Origin of the sequence: Xanthomonas translucens pv. cerealis (assembly GCF_006838285.1) — a bacterium.
Lineage (GTDB): Bacteria > Pseudomonadota > Gammaproteobacteria > Xanthomonadales > Xanthomonadaceae > Xanthomonas_A > Xanthomonas_A cerealis.
Genome location: NZ_CP038228.1, coordinates 3,977,773 through 3,998,897 on the forward strand (window position 1 = coordinate 3,977,773; position 21,125 = coordinate 3,998,897).

The following is a 21,125-nucleotide window of genomic DNA, read 5'->3' on the forward strand; positions in this document are numbered from 1 at the left end:
GCCGCGCCTCAGCGCAGCAGATCCCAGCCCATCTTGCCGATCAGCACCACCACCAGCACCAGGAACAGCTGCCGGATCAACGGCGTGCCGCCGCGCAGCGCCAGCCGCGTGCCGGCCACCGCGCCGGCGATATTGGCCACGGCCATCGGCACCGCCACCGCCAGCAGCACCTGCCCGCTGGGTACGAAGAAGCACAGCGCGGCCAGGTTGGTGGCCAGGTTCACCACCTTGGAGGCGGCCGAGGCGCGCAGGAAGTCCAGCCCGAAGAAGCGGATGAACAGGAAGATCAGGAAGCTGCCGGTGCCGGGGCCGAAGAAGCCGTCGTAGAAGCCGATCGCCGCGCCCATCGCCAGCGCGATGGCCAGTTCGCGGCGGCCGATGTGGCGCGGCCGGTGCAGCGCGCCGAAGTCCTTCTTGACCAGCGTGTAGGCCAGCATCGCGATCAGCAGCGCCAGGATCAGCGGCCGCACCGCCTGTTTCGGTAGCAGGCTGACCGCGCTGGCGCCGAGGAAGGAGAACGCGAACGCCGCCGCAGTGGCGTACAGCACCGGCCGCCACGGGAAGCGCACGTTGCGCGCATAGCGCCAGGCCGACGCGCCGGTGCCGGCCATCGCGCTGAACTTGTTGGTGCCCAGCAGCACCGCCGGCGCCTGCTGCGGCAGGGTCGCGAACAGCCCCGGCAACTGGATCAGGCCGCCGCCGCCCACCGCCGCATCCACCAGCCCGGCGACGAAGGCGATGCACAGCAGCCACGGCAGTTCGGGCGGGATCAGCTCCAGCAAGGCGGCGCTCCGCGCGATGGGGGCGCAAGCATAGCCTGGGTCGCCGCCCGGGGCCGCGCAGGCGTGCGCCGCGCCTCCGCAGCCGGCACAATCGACGCATGCCTCCATCCGCCCCGCGCCTCGCCGATCCTTGCCCCTGCGGCCGCCCGCGCGACTACGCGCAGTGCTGCGGACTCTACCACGCCGGCGCCGCCGCGCCCGATGCCGAGACGTTGATGCGTTCGCGTTACAGCGCCTACGTGCGCCGCGACGCCGACTACCTGCGCGCCAGCTGGCACCCGTCCACACGCCCGGCGCAACTGGAGCTGGATACGCACACCACCTGGCTCGGTCTAACCGTGCAGCGGGTTGTCGCCAGCGCCGCCGATCGTGCCGAGGTCGCGTTCCTGGCGCGCTACCGCATCGGCGGCGGCAGCGCCGTGCGCATGACCGAGCACAGCCGTTTCGTACGCGAGGATGGCCGCTGGTACTACCTGGACGCGTTGGATTGAACCCATGCTCAGGTGTGGCATCCGCTTCGCGCGGCGCTGGCCGCACTCGCCTCCCCCGAGCTGCAGCCGACGCTGAGCATCGGCGTGGTCCAGCTGCGCCCCGGCGACGACGCCAACGGCGTGGTGCAGCGCGTCTACGAAGTGCTGTACGTGGCCAAGAGCGGCGGCCGCAACCGCGTGTTCGCCGTGTACTGAGCCGGCGCAACAGCCGCCAGCAACCTTGTATGAGCGGCTTCAGCTGCGACCAGCGAAGCGGATTTTCCGACTTGGCATGCAGTCGGGACTGAAGTCCCTCCCACAAGAGGTCTCGCAGCTGCGCGGCGCCGTTGGAATGCTTGTGGGAACGACTTCAGTCGCGACGAGCGCAGCAGCGGGCCCTCCGGCTTCGGAAGTTGTCGCGGCAGTGCACCCAGCAGGCGATCCGCAGGCCGTGTAGGGTTTCAGCCGCGACAGGAGCCTGTCGCTGCTGACGCCGTTCCAACAAAACCCCGTATTCCCAAGCCCCCCGCCGCTGCCCGTGAGCAGCCCCATTGCCCACGGTTGTTTATGATGTCCGGCCTGCTGTTGGCGAGGAAGTTCCGATGATGCGTTTCGCCTGGGCCTTGTTGCTGGCCGCGCCCTGCGCCGCCGCGCAGATCCTGCCCGCGCCGCCCGCCGCGCCCGATCCCGTCTTCGCCGGCTGCCTGTCCACGCTGCGCATGGCCGCCGCCAAGACCGGCGTGAGCAGCACGGCGTTCGACCGCTTCACCGCCGGCGTGCAGCCGGACATGAGCGTGCTGCCGCTACTCGACGCGCAGCCCGAATTCACCACGCCGATCTGGGACTACCTGGCCGGGCTGGTGGACACGCAACGCGTCGCCGACGGCCGCGCGATGCTGGCCACCCACCGCGATCTGCTCGCCAAGGTGGTGCAGCAATACGGCGTGGATGCGGCGACCGTGGTCGCGGTATGGGGCGTGGAGAGCGACTTCGGCCGGGTCTCCGGCAAGCGCCCGCTGCTGGTATCGCTGCTGACGCTGTCGTGCAACGGCCGCCGCCAGCCGTTCTTCCGCGGCGAACTGTTCGCGCTGCTGAAACTGCTGCAGGCCGGTGACCTGCGGCCCGACGGCCTGAGCGGCTCCTGGGCCGGCGCGTTCGGGCATACCCAGTTCATGCCCAGCACCTATGCCCGCGTCGCCGTGGACGGCGATGGCGACGGCCGCCGCGACCTGGTCGCCAGCATTCCCGACGCGCTGGCCTCCACCGCCAACTATCTGAAGCTGGCCGGCTGGCAGAGCGGGCAGCCGTGGGGCATGGAGGTGAAGCTGCCTGCCGGGTTCGACCCCGCCCTGGCCGGGCGCACCCAGCGCCGGCCGTTGTCCGACTGGCGCACGCGCGGCCTGACCGCTATCGACGGCAGCGCGCTGGAGCTGCCCACGCTGGCGCCGCAGACCCCGGCCGCGGTGCTGATCCCGGCCGGCACGCAAAGCCCGGCGTTCCTGGTGTTCCGCAACTACGACGCGATCTACGCCTACAACGCCGCCGAAAGCTATGCGCTAGCGATCGCGCTGCTGTCCGACCAGTTGCGCGGCAAGCCCGGCCTGGCCACCGCCTGGCCCACCGACGATCCCGGCCTGGGCCGTCCGGAGCGGCGCGAATTGCAGACCCTGCTGCTGGCGCGCGGCCACGACATCGGCCAGGCCGACGGCATGATCGGCAGCGCCAGCCGCCACGCGATCCAGGCCGAGCAGCAGCGCCTGGGCCTGCAGCCGGCCGACGGCCGCGCCGGGCAGCGCATCCTCGACGCGCTGCGCCGCGAGGCGTCCGGCGCCCCGGCCACCGCACCCGTCACGCCGCCAGCGCCTGTACCGCCATCCACGCCATTCGGCGGCAAGCCTATCAGCGCCTTCCGCGTGCCGGCGCGCTAACCGGCCTTCGTCCAAACCCCCGCGCCACGGAGCATCACCCCCATGTCCGAGATCCCCGGCCTGAGCACAGGCGATTTCCACGGCTATCCCTCGCTGCTGGTGGAGACCCCGCACTCCACCGCCGCGATCAGCCTGTTCGGCGGCCAGCTGCTGTCGTTCGTGCCCAAGGGCGTCACCGAGGTGATGTGGCTGTCGCCGAGCGCGCAGCCCACGCCCACCCCGATCCGCGGCGGCACCCCGGTGTGCTGGCCGTACTTCGGCCGCCAGGACCAGCGTGCCGACGTGCCGGCGCACGGCTTCGTGCGCACCGTGCCGTGGCAGCTGCAGGACGCGCGCCGCGAGGCCGACGGCAGCATGCTGCTGACCCTGGCGCCGCCGGACTTCGACGACCTGCCGCTGCGCCTGCGCATGCAGCTGCGCATCGGCGCGACCCTGCAGCAGCGCCTGATCACCGACAACGTCGGCCAGGCGCCGACGCGCTTCACCCAGGCGCTGCACAACTATTTCCACGTCGCCGACGCCACCCAGGTGCGGGTGCAGGGTCTGGACGGGCTCGACTACCTGGACAAGTTCGAAAACTACGCCACGCCGCACCGCCAGCACGGCGACTGGAGCCTGCAGGACCCGCGCGATCCGGGCCGCAGCGACCGCATCTACACCGGCGCCGGCGGCCGCTACACCCTGCTCGACCCGGGCCTGCAGCGCCGCATCGAGATCGCCACCGCCGGCAGCCGCACCCTGGTGGCCTGGAACCCGGGCGAAGCCGGCGCGCAGAAGATGGCCGACGTCGGCGCCCACTGGCGCCAGTTCGTGTGCCTGGAAGCGGCCAATGCCGGCCCCGAGGTGATCGAACTGGCCGCAGGCGCACAGCACGTGCTGCAGCAGACCATCGCGGTCGCCCCGTTGTGACGGCGCGCGCTGCCGCGAGCGCTCGCGCCGGATAGGCGGTGGCGGCGGTGGCCTCAGGCCATCAGCCGCAGTCGCATCATCGACCGTCCCCATTAGGCATCGACCGGCCCCAGGCCGACCGGCTTCCCTGTGGGAGGGACTTCAGTCCCGACGCGGTCTACCGACACGGCGCTGGACAAGGCGCCGGGACCGAACCCTCCCGCAGCAATCGCATTCTCGCCCGCCTCCCGGTCGCACCGCCGCCATTGGCGCAACCACAAGTCCAGCCCCACTCCGAAACCCCACGCCTGCCGATTACACTGCCGCGTCCTTCGGGAGACCCTGCCTTGCCTTCCTTGCTCCCTGCCGCGCGCACGCGCCGTGCCGCGCTGGTCTTCATCTTCATCACCCTGCTGATCGACGTGCTGGCTTTCGGCGTCATCATTCCGGTGCTGCCGGGGCTGGTGCGCGGCTTCACCGGCGGCGATTTCGCCGCGGCGGCGAAGTGGGTCGGCTGGTTCGGCTTCCTGTTCGCCGCGCTGCAGTTCGTCAGTTCGCCGCTGCAGGGCGCGCTGTCCGACCGCTACGGCCGGCGCCCGGTGATCCTGGCCTCGTGCCTGGGGCTGGGCGTGGATTTCGTGGTGATGGCGCTGGCGCAGAGCCTGCCGTTGCTGCTGCTGGCGCGGGTGGTGTCGGGCGTGTTCTCGGCCAGCTTCACCACCGCCAACGCCTACATCGCCGACATCACCACGCCGGACAAGCGCGCCCAGGCCTACGGCATGATCGGCGCCGCGTTCGGGCTCGGCTTCGTGATCGGGCCGCTGCTCGGCGGCTGGCTCGGCAGCTACCACCTGCGCGCGCCGTTCTGGTTCGCCGCGGCGCTGGCGCTGCTCAATTTCCTCTACGGCCTGTGGGTGCTGCCCGAATCGCTGGCACCGCAACGGCGCACCCCGCGCCTGGACTGGAAGCACGCCAATCCGTTCGGCGCGCTGCGGCTGCTGCGCAGCTACCCGCAGGTGTTCGCGCTGGCCGCGGTGATCTTCCTGGCCAACCTGGCACACTACGTCTACCCGAGCATCTTCGTGCTGTTCGCCGAATACCAGTACCAGTGGGGACCGAAGCAGGTCAGCTGGGTGCTGGCCCTGGTCGGGGTGTGCAGCATCGTGGTCAACGCGCTGCTGGTCGCGCGCGTGGTGCGCCGGCTCGGCGAGCGCGGCGCGCTGCTGTTCGGGCTGGGCTGCGGGGTGGTCGGCTTCGCCATCTACAGCGTCGCCGGCAGCGGCGCGATGTTCCTGCTCGGGGTACCGGTCAGCGCGCTGTGGGCGGTGGCGTCGCCGTCCGCGCAGGCCATCGTCACCCGCCACGTCGGCGCCGATGCGCAGGGCCGCGTGCAGGGGGCGCTGATGAGCCTGGTCAGCCTGGCCGGCATCGGCGGGCCGCTGCTGTACACCTGGGTGTTTGCGCTGTTCATCGGCAAGCACGCACCGGCGCATCTGCCCGGCGCGCCGTGGCTGCTGGCCGCGCTGTTGCTGGCCGCCGGCTGGATCGTGGCCTGGCGCCGTGCGCGCCTGCCCGACAGCGCCACCGCTTAGCACGCCGGACCGCGCTGCGGCGGACCGTTGCCCGCATGGCCGGCGTGGTGCCGCTGGCGGTGGATGAATTGCTCAGCCTGAACCGGCGCGCAGCCGCGCGTGGCGCCGCTTTGTCGCACGGTGCGATGCGTCCACGATGCTACGCTGTGCGGCATCTCCGCCGTCGCGGCCGGTCCGGCTGCGGTAGACCGCCCGCCCTCCATGATGTCGCCCCCCGACGGTTTCGCCGCGCACCTCACCGCTTCGCGCCTGTTGCGCGACGCCACCGCGCAACAGCACCTGGCCGTCGAACAATTGCCAGCGATGCGAGCGCTGATGCGCGATTCCCTGTCCGTGCCCGACTACGTCCAGGTGCTGCGCCGCCATCACGCCGCGCTGGCCGGCTGGGAGCAACGCGAGTCGGCCTGGCTGCACGTCAACGGCGATGCCGACTGGCGCTACCAGCCGCGCAGTCCGCTGCTGGAGCAGGATCTGGCCGTGCTGCGGGCGACCCCGCCGCTGCCGGCGCCAGCGCCGTCAGCGGCCGACGCCGGCAACCGCTGGGGCATGCTGTACGTGGTCGAAGGCTCGCGCCTGGGCGGGCGCCTGATCGCCCGGCGACTGCGGCAGACGCTGGCCGCTGCCGCGCCAGCGTTGGCCTACTTCGAACTCGGCCATGCCGATCCGGCCTGTTGGCGGCGGTTCCAGCAACGCCTGGAGCAGGCCTTGCCGACGCCGCAATCGCGGCAGGCCGCGGTCGATGGCGCACGCGCGATGTTCGCGCACTTCCACACCCACTTCGCCCTGGAGACCGCCGCATGAGCGAGACCGTCGCGCCCTTGGACATGGACGCTTGCGCGCGCGAGCCGATCCATATTCCCGGATCGATCCAGCCGCACGGCGTGCTGCTGGTGATCGAACCGGGCGACGGTCGCATCGTGCAGGCCAGCGCTAACGCCGCCGAGCTGCTCGACGTGCCGCCGGCGGACCTGCTCGGACAGCGCTACGACGCGCTGCTGACGCTGCAGGCACCGCGCATGCCGGCGGACGCCGCCGAGCGCGCCCAGCTCGGCTACAGCGATGTCCACTTCCCGCGCCGCGCCACCGCTCCGCGCCAGCGCTGGGTCGGCGCCTGGCATCTGTACCCCGAGCAATGGCTGCTGGAACTGGAGCCGCGCGATGCGCCGCTCGCCGACGCCACCTTGCGCGAGGCCTTGCCGTTGCTGCGCCGGCTCGAGAGCGACAGCAGCCTCGACGAGGCCTGCCAGCGTGCGGCCAAGAACCTGCGCACGCTGATCGGCTACGACCGGGTGATGATCTACCGCTTCGACGACGAGTGGAACGGCGATGTCGTGGCCGAGGCGCGCACGCCCGAGCTGGAGTCCTATCTCGGCCTGCACTATCCGGCCACCGATATCCCGGTGCAGGCGCGCACGCTGTACCTGCGCAACCGCGTGCGCCAGATCGCCGACGTCGGCTATATCCCCTCGCCGATCCAGCCGACCCTGCATCCGCGGCTGCGCGCACCGGTGGACCTGAGCGACGTCAGCCTGCGCAGCGTCTCCCCGGTGCACCTGGAATACCTGGCCAACATGGGCGTCACCGCCACCTTGGTGGCCTCGATCGTGGTCAACGATGCGCTGTGGGGCCTGATCGCCTGCCACCACTACCGCCCGTACTTCTGCAACCACGAGATGCGCGACGTCACCGACGCGGTCAGCCGCGCCCTGGCCGGGCGCATCGGCGCGCTGACCGCGGTGGCGCGCGCGCGCGTGGAATCGGTGCTTCTGACCGTGCGCGAGAAGCTGATCACCAACTTCAACGAAGCCGAAAACCTGACCGGCGACATGCTCGACGACATGGCCTCGGACCTGCTCGACGTGGTCGATGCCGACGGCGTGGCGGTGTTCCATGGCGACCACGTCACCCGCCACGGCACCGTGCCGAGCGCCGCCGAACTTGCCCGGATCCGCGAGCAGATCGAGGCCAGCCACCACGAGGCGCTGCGCCACGACGCGGTCGGCGCGCTGCATACCGACCAGATCGGCGCGACCTTCCCGGAACTGGCCGACCTGGCTTCTACAGCCGCCGGCTTCATCTTCGTACCGCTGATGCCGCAGGCGCGCAGCGCACTGCTGTGGACGCGGCGCGAGCAGGTACGCACGGTCAACTGGGCAGGCAACCCGCAGCTGTCCAAATTGCAGGACATTCCCAACGCGCGTCTGTCGCCGCGTAAGAGCTTCGACCTGTGGCAGGAAACCGTGCGCGGCCGTGCGCGGCCGTGGTCGCCGCTGAGCCTGGAGTCGGCGCGCAGCCTGCGGGTACTGATCGAGCTGATGGAGCGCAAGCGCTTCCAACAGGATTTCGCGCTGCTGGAAGCCTCGTTGTCGCGACTGCGCGAACCGGTGGCGATCATCGAGCGCGGCAGCGACGGGCGGGCCAGCCGGCTGGCATTCGTCAACGATGCCTTCGCGGCGCTGTACCAGCGCGAGAGCGCCGAGCTGATCGGCTGCGAACTGGACCAGTTGTACGCCAGCGATGCCGCACCCGCCGAAACCCAGCGCATCGCCACCTTGCTGCGCCAGGGACGCGCCGCCTACGTGACCTTGCCGCTGCGCATCGACGCCGCAATCGCGGTGTATCGCCAGTTCGATTTCGAACCCTTGCCCAGCCCGTCCGGCGTCTCCACGCACTGGCTGCTGCAGTTGCGCGACCCGCGCTGAGACAGGCTGTGGCGGCGCGCGCTCAGCGCGTGCGCCGCCACAGCAGCGACGTCGCCGCACCGGCCAGCAGGCCGCAGGACGCGGTGCCGATGCCGAACAGCGACAGCCCCGAGGCAGTCACAAGGAAGGTGATCAGCGCCGGCTCGCGTTCGCCCTCGTCCTTCAGCGCCATCGCCAGGCTGTTGCCGATGGTCCCGAACAGCGCGATTCCGGCGATCGCCATCACCAGTTCCTTCGGGAACGCAGCGAACAGCGCCGCCACGCTCGCCCCGAACAGGCCGATCAGCAGGTAGAACAGGCCGGCGAACACCGACGCCATATAGCGCCGCTGCGGATCTTCCTGCGCCTCGCGGCCCATACAGATCGCTGCGGTGATCGCCGCCAGGTTCAGCCCATAGGCCCCGGACGGCGCCAGCAGCGTGTTGACCACGCCGATCCAGCCGATCGTCGGCGAGATCGGCACCGCGTAGCCGGAAGCGCGGATCACCGCCACCCCGGGCAGGTTCTGCGAGGCCATCGTCACCATCAACAGCGGTAGCGCGATGCCGAGCAGCGCCTGCCACGACAGCATCGGCCACACCAACACTGGCCGCGCCAGACGCAGCTGCGCGGTCTCCAGATGCAGCATGCCGCTGCCGGCGTCGATCGCGATCCCCACCGCAAACGTCGCAATCACCGCATAGCGCGGGAACGCGCGGCGCCCCAGCAGATAGACCGCGAACATCGCCAGCGCCAGCGCCCACATCCACGACGCGATCTGCGCCTGCGAGGCGCCCAGCGTGCGCGCGGCCTGGAACACGATCACCGCCGAACTGGCGAAGCCGACCAATACAGTGACGAAGCCGGCGACCAGCGCCGCCAGCGAGGCGTCGCGGCATAAAGAGCGTCCGGCAGTGGAGTGCATTGCGAGGTCCTGCAGGAGGTTAACCGCATTCTCGGCGAGGCGGCCGCCAACGGCAGCAGCGGCGTGGATCAGCGGTGTCCTCGCGCGCGACGCGCGCTAACTTTCTATGCTGCTCGCCACCACGAAACAGCCGCCAGCCTTGATGCATGCCGACTGCAAGAAAGCGGTTGACGTTTTTTCCTGGCCCGGTAGACTGCGCGGCCCGCTACGCAGCTGCCGGATCTTCGGTTCGACGGAGGCACAACGGGGCCGGAACCACCTAGCGAACATCGGGTGTTGACGGCGTGAAAAAAACGGCTAATATGGCCGGCTCGCTTCAACGAAAAGACCTCCGGGTCCTCATCAAGAAGCGGCGTCAACCTCCTGATAAATCAGGGTATTGACGGCAACAAAAAAGCCGTTATGATGTGCGGCTCGGTTCAGCGAAAAGCCTTCGGGGTTTGAGTTGAATCGGCGTCAAGCCCTCCGAAACGAGGTGTTGACGGCAAGAAAAAGCCCGCTATAATGGGCGGCTCGCTACGACGGAAACGTCGCGGCGGAACGGGAAAGGCGCTGAGGCCGGCCCCCAAGTTCTTTGACAGTGTGCGCAGGTAACTTGTGAGGGCGCCTGCAGGTGGAAGTATGTCCATCTTGCAGACGTTCGAATCAAGAGCAACAAATCAATTGCTAAGCAAGCGATACGTAAGCTTGGTTTGAACTCTGCATATCAAAGTATTGGCCTTCGGGTCTGTAATTTTAAGTGAAGAGTTTGATCCTGGCTCAGAGTGAACGCTGGCGGCAGGCCTAACACATGCAAGTCGAACGGCAGCACAGTGGTAGCAATACCATGGGTGGCGAGTGGCGGACGGGTGAGGAATACATCGGAATCTACCTTTTCGTGGGGGATAACGTAGGGAAACTTACGCTAATACCGCATACGACCTTAGGGTGAAAGCGGAGGACCTTCGGGCTTCGCGCGGATAGATGAGCCGATGTCGGATTAGCTAGTTGGCGGGGTAAAGGCCCACCAAGGCGACGATCCGTAGCTGGTCTGAGAGGATGATCAGCCACACTGGAACTGAGACACGGTCCAGACTCCTACGGGAGGCAGCAGTGGGGAATATTGGACAATGGGCGCAAGCCTGATCCAGCCATGCCGCGTGGGTGAAGAAGGCCTTCGGGTTGTAAAGCCCTTTTGTTGGGAAAGAAAAGCAGTCGGTTAATACCCGATTGTTCTGACGGTACCCAAAGAATAAGCACCGGCTAACTTCGTGCCAGCAGCCGCGGTAATACGAAGGGTGCAAGCGTTACTCGGAATTACTGGGCGTAAAGCGTGCGTAGGTGGTTGTTTAAGTCCGTTGTGAAAGCCCTGGGCTCAACCTGGGAATTGCAGTGGATACTGGGCAACTAGAGTGTGGTAGAGGATGGCGGAATTCCCGGTGTAGCAGTGAAATGCGTAGAGATCGGGAGGAACATCTGTGGCGAAGGCGGCCATCTGGACCAACACTGACACTGAGGCACGAAAGCGTGGGGAGCAAACAGGATTAGATACCCTGGTAGTCCACGCCCTAAACGATGCGAACTGGATGTTGGGTGCAACTTGGCACGCAGTATCGAAGCTAACGCGTTAAGTTCGCCGCCTGGGGAGTACGGTCGCAAGACTGAAACTCAAAGGAATTGACGGGGGCCCGCACAAGCGGTGGAGTATGTGGTTTAATTCGATGCAACGCGAAGAACCTTACCTGGTCTTGACATCCACGGAACTTTCCAGAGATGGATTGGTGCCTTCGGGAACCGTGAGACAGGTGCTGCATGGCTGTCGTCAGCTCGTGTCGTGAGATGTTGGGTTAAGTCCCGCAACGAGCGCAACCCTTGTCCTTAGTTGCCAGCACGTAATGGTGGGAACTCTAAGGAGACCGCCGGTGACAAACCGGAGGAAGGTGGGGATGACGTCAAGTCATCATGGCCCTTACGACCAGGGCTACACACGTACTACAATGGTGAGGACAGAGGGCTGCAAGCTCGCGAGAGTAAGCCAATCCCAGAAACCTCATCTCAGTCCGGATTGGAGTCTGCAACTCGACTCCATGAAGTCGGAATCGCTAGTAATCGCAGATCAGCATTGCTGCGGTGAATACGTTCCCGGGCCTTGTACACACCGCCCGTCACACCATGGGAGTTTGTTGCACCAGAAGCAGGTAGCTTAACCTTCGGGAGGGCGCTTGCCACGGTGTGGCCGATGACTGGGGTGAAGTCGTAACAAGGTAGCCGTATCGGAAGGTGCGGCTGGATCACCTCCTTTTGAGCATGACAACTACGCCTACAGGCGTCCTCACAAGTAACCTGCATTCAGAGAGTTCCGCCACAGGGCGGAGCACCCCGATTTCGGGGCCATAGCTCAGCTGGGAGAGCACCTGCTTTGCAAGCAGGGGGTCGTCGGTTCGATCCCGACTGGCTCCACCAGATTGCAGATCCCTCTGCAAACGCCCGTACCTGCGTGTGCGGACAGTCTAAGGGACCTGCGAGAGCAAAGACTTTGGGTCTGTAGCTCAGGTGGTTAGAGCGCACCCCTGATAAGGGTGAGGTCGGTGGTTCGAGTCCTCCCAGACCCACCACTCTGAATGTAAGAAGCACACTAAGAATTTAAGATGCGCCAGCAGTGAGGCTGGAGTATGTTCTTTTAAAATTTGTGACGTAGCGAGCGTTTGAGATCAAACTATCTTGACGTGTCGTTGTGGCTAAGGCGGGGACTTCGAGTCCCTAGAAATTGAGTCGTTATAGTTCGCGTCCGGGTTTTGTACCCCCGGACTCAGCATGACCTTGAGGCAACTTGAGGTTATATGGTCAAGCGAATAAGCGCACACGGTGGATGCCTTGGCGGTCAGAGGCGATGAAGGACGTGGCAGCCTGCGAAAAGTGTCGGGGAGCTGGCAACAAGCTTTGATCCGGCAATGTCCGAATGGGGAAACCCACTGCTTCGGCAGTATCCTGCAGTGAATACATAGCTGCTGGAAGCGAACCCGGTGAACTGAAATATCTAAGTAACCGGAGGAAAAGAAATCAACCGAGATTCCCTAAGTAGTGACGAGCGAACGGGGACTAGCCCTTAAGCTGGTATGGTTCTAGAAAAACAACCTGGAAAGGTTGGCCATAGAAGGTGATAGCCCTGTATTTAAAAGGGCCATTCCAGTGAAGACGAGTAGGGCGGGGCACGTGAAACCCTGTCTGAATATGGGGGGACCATCCTCCAAGGCTAAATACTCCTGACCGACCGATAGTGAACCAGTACCGTGAGGGAAAGGCGAAAAGAACCCCGGAGAGGGGAGTGAAATAGATCCTGAAACCGTGTGCGTACAAGCAGTAGGAGCTCGCAAGAGTGACTGCGTACCTTTTGTATAATGGGTCAGCGACTTACTGTTCGTGGCAAGCTTAACCGTATAGGGGAGGCGAAGGGAAACCGAGTCTGATAAGGGCGCATAGTCGCGGGCAGTAGACCCGAAACCGGGTGATCTAGTCATGCCCAGGGTGAAGGTCAGGTAACACTGACTGGAGGCCCGAACCCACTCCCGTTGCAAAGGTAGGGGATGAGGTGTGATTAGGAGTGAAAAGCTAATCGAACCCGGAGATAGCTGGTTCTCCTCGAAAGCTATTTAGGTAGCGCCTCGGACGAATACTGCTGGGGGTAGAGCACTGTTATGGCTAGGGGGTCATCGCGACTTACCAAACCATTGCAAACTCCGAATACCAGTACGTACTATCCGGGAGACACACGGCGGGTGCTAACGTCCGTCGTGAAAAGGGAAACAACCCAGACCCACAGCTAAGGTCCCAAATTCACTGCTAAGTGGAAAACGATGTGGAAAGGCACAGACAGCCAGGAGGTTGGCTTAGAAGCAGCCACCCTTTAAAGAAAGCGTAATAGCTCACTGGTCGAGTCGGTCTGCGCGGAAGATTTAACGGGGCTAAGCAGTGAACCGAAGCTTGGGGTGCATCGCGATAAGCGATGCGCGGTAGAGGAGCGTTCCGTAAGCCGTTGAAGGTGGATTGAGAAGTCCGCTGGAGGTATCGGAAGTGCGAATGCTGACATGAGTAACGATAATGCGGGTGAAAAACCCGCACGCCGAAAGCCCAAGGTTTCCTTGCGCAACGTTAATCGGCGCAGGGTGAGTCGGCCCCTAAGGCGAGGGCGAAAGCCGTAGTCGATGGGAAGCAGGTTAATATTCCTGCACCTCGCGTAAGTGCGATGGAGGGACGGAGAAGGTTAGGTGTACCGGGCGTTGGTTGTCCCGGGGAAAGGCGGTAGGTTTGGATCTTTGGCAAATCCGGGATCCTTTAAGACCGAGCACCGAGACGAGTCTTTTAGACGAAGTCACTGATACCACGCTTCCAGGAAAAGCTCCTAAGCTTCAGCTTACGCAGACCGTACCGTAAACCGACACAGGTGGGTAGGATGAGAATTCTCAGGCGCTTGAGAGAACTCGGGTGAAGGAACTAGGCAACATGGCACCGTAACTTCGGGAGAAGGTGCACCCTTTTTGGTGGCTCATGCGAGCTATAGCTGAAGAGGGTCGCAGAAACCAGGCCGCTGCGACTGTTTATCAAAAACACAGCACTCTGCAAACACGAAAGTGGACGTATAGGGTGTGACGCCTGCCCGGTGCTGGAAGGTTAATTGATGGGGTCAGCCGCAAGGCGAAGCTCTTGATCGAAGCCCCAGTAAACGGCGGCCGTAACTATAACGGTCCTAAGGTAGCGAAATTCCTTGTCGGGTAAGTTCCGACCTGCACGAATGGCGTAACGACAGCGGCGCTGTCTCCACCCGAGACTCAGTGAAATTGAAATCGCTGTGAAGATGCAGCGTTCCCGTGGCAAGACGGAAAGACCCCGTGAACCTTTACTATAGCTTTACACTGAACGTTGAGTTCGTCTGTGTAGGATAGGTGGGAGGCTACGAAACCATGGCGCTAGCTGTGGTGGAGCCAACCTTGAAATACCACCCTGTCGTGCTTGACGTTCTAACCTAGGTCCGTTATCCGGATCGGGGACCGTGTATGGTGGGTAGTTTGACTGGGGCGGTCTCCTCCTAAAGAGTAACGGAGGAGCACGAAGGTACGCTCAGCGCGGTCGGACATCGCGCACTGTGTGCAAAGGCATAAGCGTGCTTGACTGCAAGATCGACGGATCAAGCAGGTACGAAAGTAGGTCTTAGTGATCCGGTGGTTCTGTATGGAAGGGCCATCGCTCAACGGATAAAAGGTACTCCGGGGATAACAGGCTGATACCGCCCAAGAGTTCATATCGACGGCGGTGTTTGGCACCTCGATGTCGGCTCATCACATCCTGGGGCTGTAGTCGGTCCCAAGGGTATGGCTGTTCGCCATTTAAAGTGGTACGCGAGCTGGGTTCAGAACGTCGTGAGACAGTTCGGTCCCTATCTGCCATGGGCGTTGGAAGTTTGAGAGGGGCTGCTCCTAGTACGAGAGGACCGGAGTGGACGAACCTCTGGTGTTCCGGTTGTCACGCCAGTGGCATTGCCGGGTAGCTATGTTCGGAAGCGATAACCGCTGAAAGCATCTAAGCGGGAAGCGCGCCTCAAGATGAGACTTCCCGGGGCACAAGCCCCCTTAAGGAACCATGTAGACTACGTGGTTGATAGGTCAGGTGTGTAAGTGCAGCAATGCATTGAGCTAACTGATACTAATGATCCGTGCGGCTTGACCATATAACCTCAAGGTGCTTCCAAGCATCCCTTAGCACGACACACGTCGATAGCTATCCAAACGCTCGCTACGTCACACCCTATGAGAGGCTGGCGCCAGTTGCCGTCTTCCAGACAATCCGCACTTCCGTGCCTTGTCAGAAGACACAACCAGGCGACACTCCAACCGTCTCCCTGGTGAAATTAGCGCTGTGGAACCACCCGATCCCATCCCGAACTCGGAAGTGAAACGCAGCTGCGCCGATGGTAGTGTGGCTCAAGCCATGCGAGAGTAGGTCATCGCCAGGGCCTTTACCCCTAATCCCCATCCCAAAAGGACGGGGATTTTTTTTGCGCGATAAATCCAAAAAACACCCTCCTCTGCCAGATCGTGCTAATGCGAGTAGCTCGATGCCAGCAGCGACGCACGCACTTGCGCTTCGCTCAGCTTGGACGGCGTCCCCACCGTTAGATACGGCCACCGCGCGGCCCGACCCGCACATCGCCGCGCTTGCCGTCGCCGCTCGTAGCTTCGGTCTTCGATAGCCCATCTTCGAACTTCAGCTTGTCCAGCTTGCTGTAACCCTGCTCGCTCAGTAGCGCCTTCACCTGTGCCTGGGTCAGTGGCGCAGCTGGAGCAGGCGATTGCGCGTAGGCGCTACCAAGAAGGCCAGCGCGAGCGCGAGCGATACCGCCAGCAGCGGCCTGGACCGGATCGTGCTGAGGTCGTTCATGGCGCTCTCCGTTTGAGCAGAATGGCTATGCTCCCGACGCAGGGTTTTGCAAGGAGTGGATACACTCGCGTCAGCTTCAAATTCAGCTTTTGCCGCAGGGTTCAGTGCCCGGCGTCCAGCAGCCAGATCTCGACGCGCTCGTTGCGCACCTTGGCCGGCATATCTTCGCCACCCAGCAGAGGGCGCGCCGCGCCCAGTCCACGCGCGCGCTTGACCACGATGCCGCGCTGGGACAGATAGGCGGCGACCACGTCGGCGCGGTCGTTGCTGGCGATGGTCGGATACAGGCGGTTGGCCGTATCCGGTGTGGCGAAGCCGATGACCGCCAAGGCACGGCCGCGCATTGCCTGCTGCTGCATGAAGGCGATCAACCGGTCCAGATCCTGCGCGCTGCGCGCCTCGAACATCGAGTTCAGCGACTGCAGGTTGAAACGCAAGGTGGTGGTCAGACGTTGCGCGCCGGCGCCGGTCTGCAAGTACGCATCTGCCTTGCGCGCGTCGCCGCGCGCGCGCGGCGGCTGCGTCGGATCGGGTGCGATGCTCATCGGGATCAGCCCGATCCGGCGCACGACCTGCTGCGCCTGCGCGCCGACCGAATACAGGGCCAGGCTGCGGCCGAGTGCCGACATCATCTGCCCTCCATACAGGCTGTAGCGCTGCACCAGGGGATAGTCCTCGCCACGGATGCTGGCCGGCCTGGGCAACACGGCGATGCCGCCGTCGGTGATGGCGAGCGCACGGGTGCCTGCCGGGAGCGGCGTGGTCAGCGCGACGATCGCCAGCGCAGCCGGGTGCCCGGCCGCGGCCTGCGCCGTCTCGACCAGGTTGGCATGCAGGCGTTGCGCGGCGGGTTGTGCGCTGGCGGGCAGCGACAGGCGTTCGCGCAGAAAATCGCCTAATCCGCTGCGCTCGGCGTTGCGCTGCACTTCGATCGGCAGGTCGGCACCGCCGAGTTGCGACCAGCGAGTCAGCCGCCCGCTGAGGATGTCGTGCAGTTGCGCGACGCTGAGCGAGGCCAGCGGATTGTCGGCGGCGACCAGCACGCGCGCACCGTCCAGGGCGAGGACGAAGTTCTGGTCCGGCGAGGACAGGTCGCCAAGCTGCCAGGCGGCATCGTGTTCGCGCGCGTCGGGGACCCGCGCCAGCATTGCCAGTTCGGCATCGCCGCGAACCAGATCGGCGAAGCCGGCGGCCGAACCGGCGTTGCCGATTTCCACCACCAGTGGTGCGTCGTCGCGCAGCGCGGAGATTTCCAGCGTCGCCGCATCGACACGGCGGCGCTGGATCTGCCGATAGCCGATGCTGTGCAACCAGGATTCGACCAGTGCCGGCATCAGCTGTGCGCCGACGCTGTTGGAGCCATGCACGCGCAGGCGTTCGGGCTGCTGCGCGGCGGCGGGTGGGATGGAGCACAGCACTGCGGCACCCAGCAACAGCAGGTGCAAGATGAAACGCGACATCGGATCCCCCCAGGATCTTGACAGGCGGCAGTGTTGGCGACAGGCGTGACATGGCAGTGACTGTGAGCGCGGTCACGCGATGTGTGCGGGGCATATGAAGTGTGGCGATCGCGCGTGCGTATCTTTTCGCGGTCAGGACTGACGCTACTGGCTGCGGTGGCCTAGCGAGTCACGGGGATATGCAGAGGTGTCATCGAGTTCGCGCAGCCTGCTGCTATCGCGTGTGTTCGAGAGCGAAGCGAGGCGGCTCGAAGAAGCGTCCAAGTCAGTGTGATAAAAAAAGCACTGGGATTAGGTCAATGCGAACGGCAGAACCCAGCGCGGCACAGATGGTCCCTTCCTGTAGCCGGGTGCCCGACCCGGAGCCTGGCGACGTCCGAACGCCGTCGGGAGCATTTCGATTTGAAGACGACACCAGTGGAAGCCACTGCGGATGGCGTCGTGCCAAAGATGCACGGGCATTCTCGTTAATGCGCGTCGCGACTGAGGTCCCGCACGGTGCGAATGGCGCAGAGAAACCGCTCGCCGCATCGTTCAGGCCGGCGGCAGCGCCCGCTTCGCCGCCGCCTGCGCCCAGCGTGCGGCGATCAGCGGCGAGGTGATGCAGACCGCACTGTCGGTGACCGTGGTCACCGCGCGCTCCAGCAGCTGGATGTCCGCCTCGTGCTGGCGCGCCACATGCGGATCCTCGAAGAAGATCGCGCGTTGGCAGCGCCGTTCCAGCACGCGGTCGGCGATCTGCGCGTCGCCGCCCATCGGCCCGCTCTGGTAACGGTGCACCCAGTCCTGGCCCTGCGGCCAGCCGCGGCTCCAGGCCAGTTCGTTGAGACGCAGGCCGGTGGTGCCGGTCGCCATGCGCTGGTCGAAGCGCGACAGCAGGTCGAAATGCTCGCTGGCGAAGGCCAACATCTGCGGCTTCATCGCATCGTGCGCGATCAGCGCCAGGGTGTGCTGCTCCAGCGCGTGCAGATCGTCGGCGCCGGCGTCGGCCGCCAGCCCTGCGTGCACGCGCTCCATCTCAATCCAGTCGCGGGCGCTGGCCACGGTGGAGATGAAGGGCTTGCCATGGATCACACATTGGCGCTTGAGCGCGATCGCCTCGGGAAAGATCGACGAGGGATCGACCGGATCGATGAAGTAGATCGCCCCGTCGAGGCTGCGCTCGGCGCCTTCCAGGCCCACCACTTCGGCGACCAGCTTCATCAGCCCGCCTTCGCGACCGAACGGATAGTGCTTGAGTTCCGTGTAGCCCGACAGCCAGCCGGCGCGCGCGATCGCTTCATGGGTGCGGCCGACCGCGTGCAGGCCGAGCCGCAGTTCGCGGATGCCGGCCTCGCAGGCGCGCAGCCAGCGGAACAGGGCGGCGTCCTTGCCCTGGTGGTGCAGTCGGTTGGCGGCCAAGCCCAGGCGCATACGTCGATCCGTGCGGAGAAGGAACGACAGTCTGCGCCGGATCGCGGTACGGGCTCAATCGTCGGCTATCGCTATCGCCCCAGGCCAGAAGGGAGCAGCCACCCATCGCAACATGTTCTTCCAATCTCCAATCGCGGCTAATCGAGCATCTGTTTCGCCCGCGTCGACAGCACGCGCATCTGCGGCTTGTCGGTGCCGTCCGGGTTGGGTCGAAGGCCGAACGCGTAGTCGATCTTCCACCAGGCGCCGGCCGCCCACGCGGTCCAGCCCATCCACACGTCGGCGTTGTCTTGCACATAGCCGAGCATGTCGTCCAGCGCGGCCATGCAGGTGGCATTGCTGCTGGCACCGAATTCGCCGAGGAAGCCCTGGTGGCCGTTCTCGCGCAGCCACTTGGTGAAGCCGCGCAGCTTTTCCGAGCCGATGCTGGCGCTGACGCAATTGGCGCTGGTGCCGCTGTAGTCCTGGTCCAAGTACTGGTGGACTTCGAACACCAGGTTTTCGACCGGATCCTCGATCGACATCATCGATTGCGCGTTGGGCACGCCGTACCAGCTGCTGTTCCAGCTATGCGCGCCGGTGAATGCGGTACCCGGCACCATGATCAGGTTATAGGCGCCGGCGCTGCGGATCGCATCGATCGCCCGTTGCGCCGCGGCGGCCCAGTCGCCGGAGGAAATGCCGTTGGGTTCGTTCATCAGCCCGAAGATCACCGTGTCGTCGTTGCCGAACTCGATCGCCAAGCGCCGCCACAGGTCGGCCAGCACGCTGGCTGGCATGCCGTCGCTGCCGATCCGCGTGCCCTTGTACTTGGCGTAGTTGTGCAGGTCCAGGATCACGCGCAGGTTGTGGCTTTTGGCGCGGCTCACCGCGGTGCGCAGATAGCCGAGCTGGGCGGCGTCCAGCACGCCGTTGGCGGTGGGTTGCAGGCGTTCCCACAGGAACGGCAGGCGCACGATGTTCATGCCCTGCGCGGCGACTTGGGCGTAGTCGCTGTCGCTGGGATACAGATAGTCCTTGAAGACCACGCCCGGCTTCCTGGCCGAATTGAATTCCGCGCCGGCCAGGTTGACGCCGGCGTAGCGCACTGGATCCTGCGCGATGGCGGTGGATGCGCAGGCGGCCAGCGCTATGCACAGCGCCCCGCGCAGCAGCCAGCGCGGGGATGCAATGGAAGAGGAAATGCGTCGCATGGGATTGCCTCATGGAGAAGAACGAACGGACGTGGCCGCCGCAATGTGTGGCGGCGGTCCTCCTGATCAGTTGCAATCGGCATGCCAGTGCGGCCGCCGCTCCTCTCCCGAGGTGGTACGTGTATGGCGCAGCTGTGTGGACAGACGCTGCGGCGCGCCATGGTGCGCGCCACGATCGGCGGCGCGCGTGCAGCGAAGGCGGCGTCAGCGCGTGATGCGCTTCGCCCTGGCCGACAGGATCGACAACTGCGGCTTGTCGCGCCCATCCGCATCGGGCTGCAGGTTGAACGCATAGTGCGGGTTCCACCAGGCGCCGCCGGCCCAGGCGGTCCAACCCCACCACAGCCTGCTGTGCTGTTCGATGTAGCCGATCATGTCGTCCAGCGCTTGCTGGCAAACAGAATTGTGGCTAGCGCCGAATTCGCCTAGGAAGCCGATGTGCCTGGTCTTGAGCAACCAGTTGGTGAAGCCGACCAGGCGTTTTGTCGCGGCGCTGGGACTCACGCAGGCGACGCTGGTCCCGCTGGAATCGGGGTCCAGATACTGATGCACTTCGATGGCGGTGCGCTGGAGCGGGTCGTACAGCGAGGCCAGCGCGGTGGCATTGGATTCGCCGTCGACGGTCGAGTACCAGCTGTGCGCGCCGCTCCACAGTGCACCCGGCACCATGATCAGATTGCGCGCACCGGCGGCGCGGATCGTGTCCACTGCGGACTGCGCGGCTGCAGCCCACAGTCCGGGCGAGATGTCGTGGGGCTCGTTCATCAGTCCGAAGACCACGTTGTCGTCGTCCTTGAACTCCCAGGCCAGACGTTGCCACAGGTCGCTGAAGGTCTTAATCGGCACGGCCGCGCTGCCGATCTTGCGGTCGTAGTAGCTGGCGTAGTTGTGGATATCCAGGATCAGGCGCATGTGATGCGCCCTTGCCTGCAAGGCCGCCGCCTTGATCAACGCCAACTGCACGCTGTCCAGCCGGCCCTGCGGCTTGGGCTGCAGGCGTTCCCACAACACCGGCAGGCGCACGATGTTCATGCCCTTGCCGGCGAAATAGGCGTAGTCGGCATCGCTCGGATAGAAGTAGTCGACGTTGAGCACGCCGGGCTTTTTGCTGGAGCTGATTTCCGCGCCGGACAGATTGACCCCGGCGAATTTCAGCACGGTTTGTGCGTGCAGCTGAGGCAGCATGGCGAGCAGGCAAAGCAGCAATGCCAGGCGCAGCGCGCCCAGGCAAGATGGTGAACGAGACATGGGTGGCGTCCTTCTGCATCAGTGAAGGGATCGGCCAAGCACAGTGTGAAACGGCCGAACTGATGGCAAATGGTGTGCTTACGTCCAACCGTAGTGCATTCGTGGCCTCGCCACTACGACCAACCTGCATGCGT

The 21,125-nt window shown here is 64.9% G+C and carries 12 protein-coding genes, 2 tRNA genes, 3 rRNA genes and 1 pseudogene; 11 read left to right on the top strand and 7 right to left on the bottom strand.

All coding sequences use genetic code 11. The annotated features are described in order from the left end of the window. Positions 1-8 precede the first annotated feature (8 nt). A complete protein-coding gene (locus tag E4A48_RS17580) occupies positions 9-782 on the bottom strand; it encodes a sulfite exporter TauE/SafE family protein (protein ID WP_058196484.1) in 774 nt (257 codons plus the stop codon). A gap of 98 nt (positions 783-880) precedes the next feature. On the opposite strand from E4A48_RS17580, the gene E4A48_RS17585 reads away from it, so the two are divergent. From E4A48_RS17585 to bphP, 6 genes and pseudogenes are all read left to right on the top strand, one after another. Continuing rightward, positions 881-1,273 carry a YchJ family metal-binding protein gene (locus E4A48_RS17585; RefSeq protein WP_039004844.1) on the top strand — a complete coding sequence of 131 codons (393 nt, stop codon included), beginning with the start codon at positions 881-883 and terminating at the stop codon, positions 1,271-1,273. 12 nt (positions 1,274-1,285) lie between these two features. After that, positions 1,286-1,468 (top strand): hypothetical protein, encoded by a 183-nt coding sequence (locus E4A48_RS17590; protein WP_142742871.1) that lies wholly within the window; start codon positions 1,286-1,288, stop codon positions 1,466-1,468. A 389-nt stretch (positions 1,469-1,857) separates the two neighbouring features. Next, positions 1,858-4,089 (top strand): annotated as a pseudogene (locus tag E4A48_RS21465) (lytic murein transglycosylase). A gap of 326 nt (positions 4,090-4,415) precedes the next feature. Continuing rightward, complete coding sequence (locus E4A48_RS17605) at positions 4,416-5,660, top strand: TCR/Tet family MFS transporter (protein ID WP_039004846.1); 1,245 nt, start codon at positions 4,416-4,418, stop codon at positions 5,658-5,660. 201 nt (positions 5,661-5,861) lie between these two features. After that, positions 5,862-6,461 carry a biliverdin-producing heme oxygenase gene (locus E4A48_RS17610; protein WP_039004847.1) on the top strand — a complete coding sequence of 200 codons (600 nt, stop codon included), beginning with the start codon at positions 5,862-5,864 and terminating at the stop codon, positions 6,459-6,461. After that, complete coding sequence (gene bphP, locus E4A48_RS17615) at positions 6,458-8,362, top strand: bacteriophytochrome BphP (protein ID WP_039004848.1); 1,905 nt, start codon at positions 6,458-6,460, stop codon at positions 8,360-8,362. Before E4A48_RS17610 ends, bphP begins: the two co-directional genes overlap by 4 nt. A gap of 22 nt (positions 8,363-8,384) precedes the next feature. On the opposite strand, the gene E4A48_RS17620 is transcribed toward bphP, so the two are convergent. Continuing rightward, the gene (locus E4A48_RS17620; RefSeq protein WP_142742872.1) at positions 8,385-9,266 is read right to left on the bottom strand and encodes a benzoate/H(+) symporter BenE family transporter; all 882 of its coding nucleotides are present in this window, start codon (positions 9,264-9,266) and stop codon (positions 8,385-8,387) included. A gap of 736 nt (positions 9,267-10,002) precedes the next feature. Between E4A48_RS17620 and E4A48_RS17625 the strand changes: the two genes are divergently transcribed. The 5 genes from E4A48_RS17625 to rrf all read left to right on the top strand — a co-directional run bounded on the left by E4A48_RS17625 (position 10,003) and on the right by rrf (position 15,252). Further along, positions 10,003-11,547 (top strand): 16S ribosomal RNA (locus tag E4A48_RS17625). Positions 11,548-11,632: 85 nt separating this feature from the next. Then, positions 11,633-11,708, top strand: a tRNA-Ala gene (locus tag E4A48_RS17630). Between the two features lie 75 nt (positions 11,709-11,783). Then, positions 11,784-11,860 (top strand) — tRNA-Ile (locus E4A48_RS17635). Positions 11,861-12,087: 227 nt separating this feature from the next. After that, positions 12,088-14,967 (top strand): 23S ribosomal RNA (locus E4A48_RS17640). A 170-nt stretch (positions 14,968-15,137) separates the two neighbouring features. Continuing rightward, positions 15,138-15,252, top strand: a 5S ribosomal RNA gene (rrf, locus tag E4A48_RS17645). The 16S, 23S and 5S rRNA genes sit together here with 2 tRNA genes alongside, the layout of an rRNA operon. Before the next feature lie 159 nt (positions 15,253-15,411). On the opposite strand, the gene E4A48_RS21310 is transcribed toward rrf, so the two are convergent. From E4A48_RS21310 to E4A48_RS17670, 5 genes are all read right to left on the bottom strand, one after another. Then, entirely contained in the window at positions 15,412-15,552 is a 141-nt protein-coding gene (locus tag E4A48_RS21310; RefSeq protein WP_230812698.1) for a hypothetical protein, read from the bottom strand. Between the two features lie 226 nt (positions 15,553-15,778). Beyond that, a complete protein-coding gene (locus E4A48_RS17655; RefSeq protein ID WP_039006523.1) occupies positions 15,779-17,137 on the bottom strand; it encodes a substrate-binding domain-containing protein in 1,359 nt (452 codons plus the stop codon). A gap of 534 nt (positions 17,138-17,671) precedes the next feature. Continuing rightward, complete coding sequence (locus E4A48_RS17660) at positions 17,672-18,550, bottom strand: methylglyoxal synthase (RefSeq protein ID WP_142742873.1); 879 nt, start codon at positions 18,548-18,550, stop codon at positions 17,672-17,674. 137 nt (positions 18,551-18,687) lie between these two features. After that, complete coding sequence (locus tag E4A48_RS17665) at positions 18,688-19,743, bottom strand: glycoside hydrolase family 5 protein (protein WP_142742874.1); 1,056 nt, start codon at positions 19,741-19,743, stop codon at positions 18,688-18,690. Positions 19,744-19,947: 204 nt separating this feature from the next. Beyond that, a complete protein-coding gene (locus E4A48_RS17670; RefSeq protein ID WP_142742875.1) occupies positions 19,948-20,991 on the bottom strand; it encodes a glycoside hydrolase family 5 protein in 1,044 nt (347 codons plus the stop codon). Positions 20,992-21,125 lie beyond the last annotated feature (134 nt).

Bases quoted from the DNA above. Each gene is read 5' to 3' on its own strand.
- E4A48_RS17585 (WP_039004844.1), top strand. From the start codon at position 881: ATGCCTCCATCCGCCCCGCGCCTCGCCGATCCTTGCCCCTGCGGCCGC.
- E4A48_RS17610 (WP_039004847.1), top strand. From the start codon at position 5,862: ATGATGTCGCCCCCCGACGGTTTCGCCGCGCACCTCACCGCTTCGCGC.
- bphP (WP_039004848.1), top strand. From the start codon at position 6,458: ATGAGCGAGACCGTCGCGCCCTTGGACATGGACGCTTGCGCGCGCGAG.
- E4A48_RS17620 (WP_142742872.1), bottom strand. From the start codon at position 9,266: ATGCACTCCACTGCCGGACGCTCTTTATGCCGCGACGCCTCGCTGGCG.
- E4A48_RS17655 (WP_039006523.1), bottom strand. From the start codon at position 17,137: ATGTCGCGTTTCATCTTGCACCTGCTGTTGCTGGGTGCCGCAGTGCTG.
- E4A48_RS17660 (WP_142742873.1), bottom strand. From the start codon at position 18,550: ATGCGCCTGGGCTTGGCCGCCAACCGACTGCACCACCAGGGCAAGGAC.
- E4A48_RS17665 (WP_142742874.1), bottom strand. From the start codon at position 19,743: ATGCGACGCATTTCCTCTTCCATTGCATCCCCGCGCTGGCTGCTGCGC.
- E4A48_RS17670 (WP_142742875.1), bottom strand. From the start codon at position 20,991: ATGTCTCGTTCACCATCTTGCCTGGGCGCGCTGCGCCTGGCATTGCTG.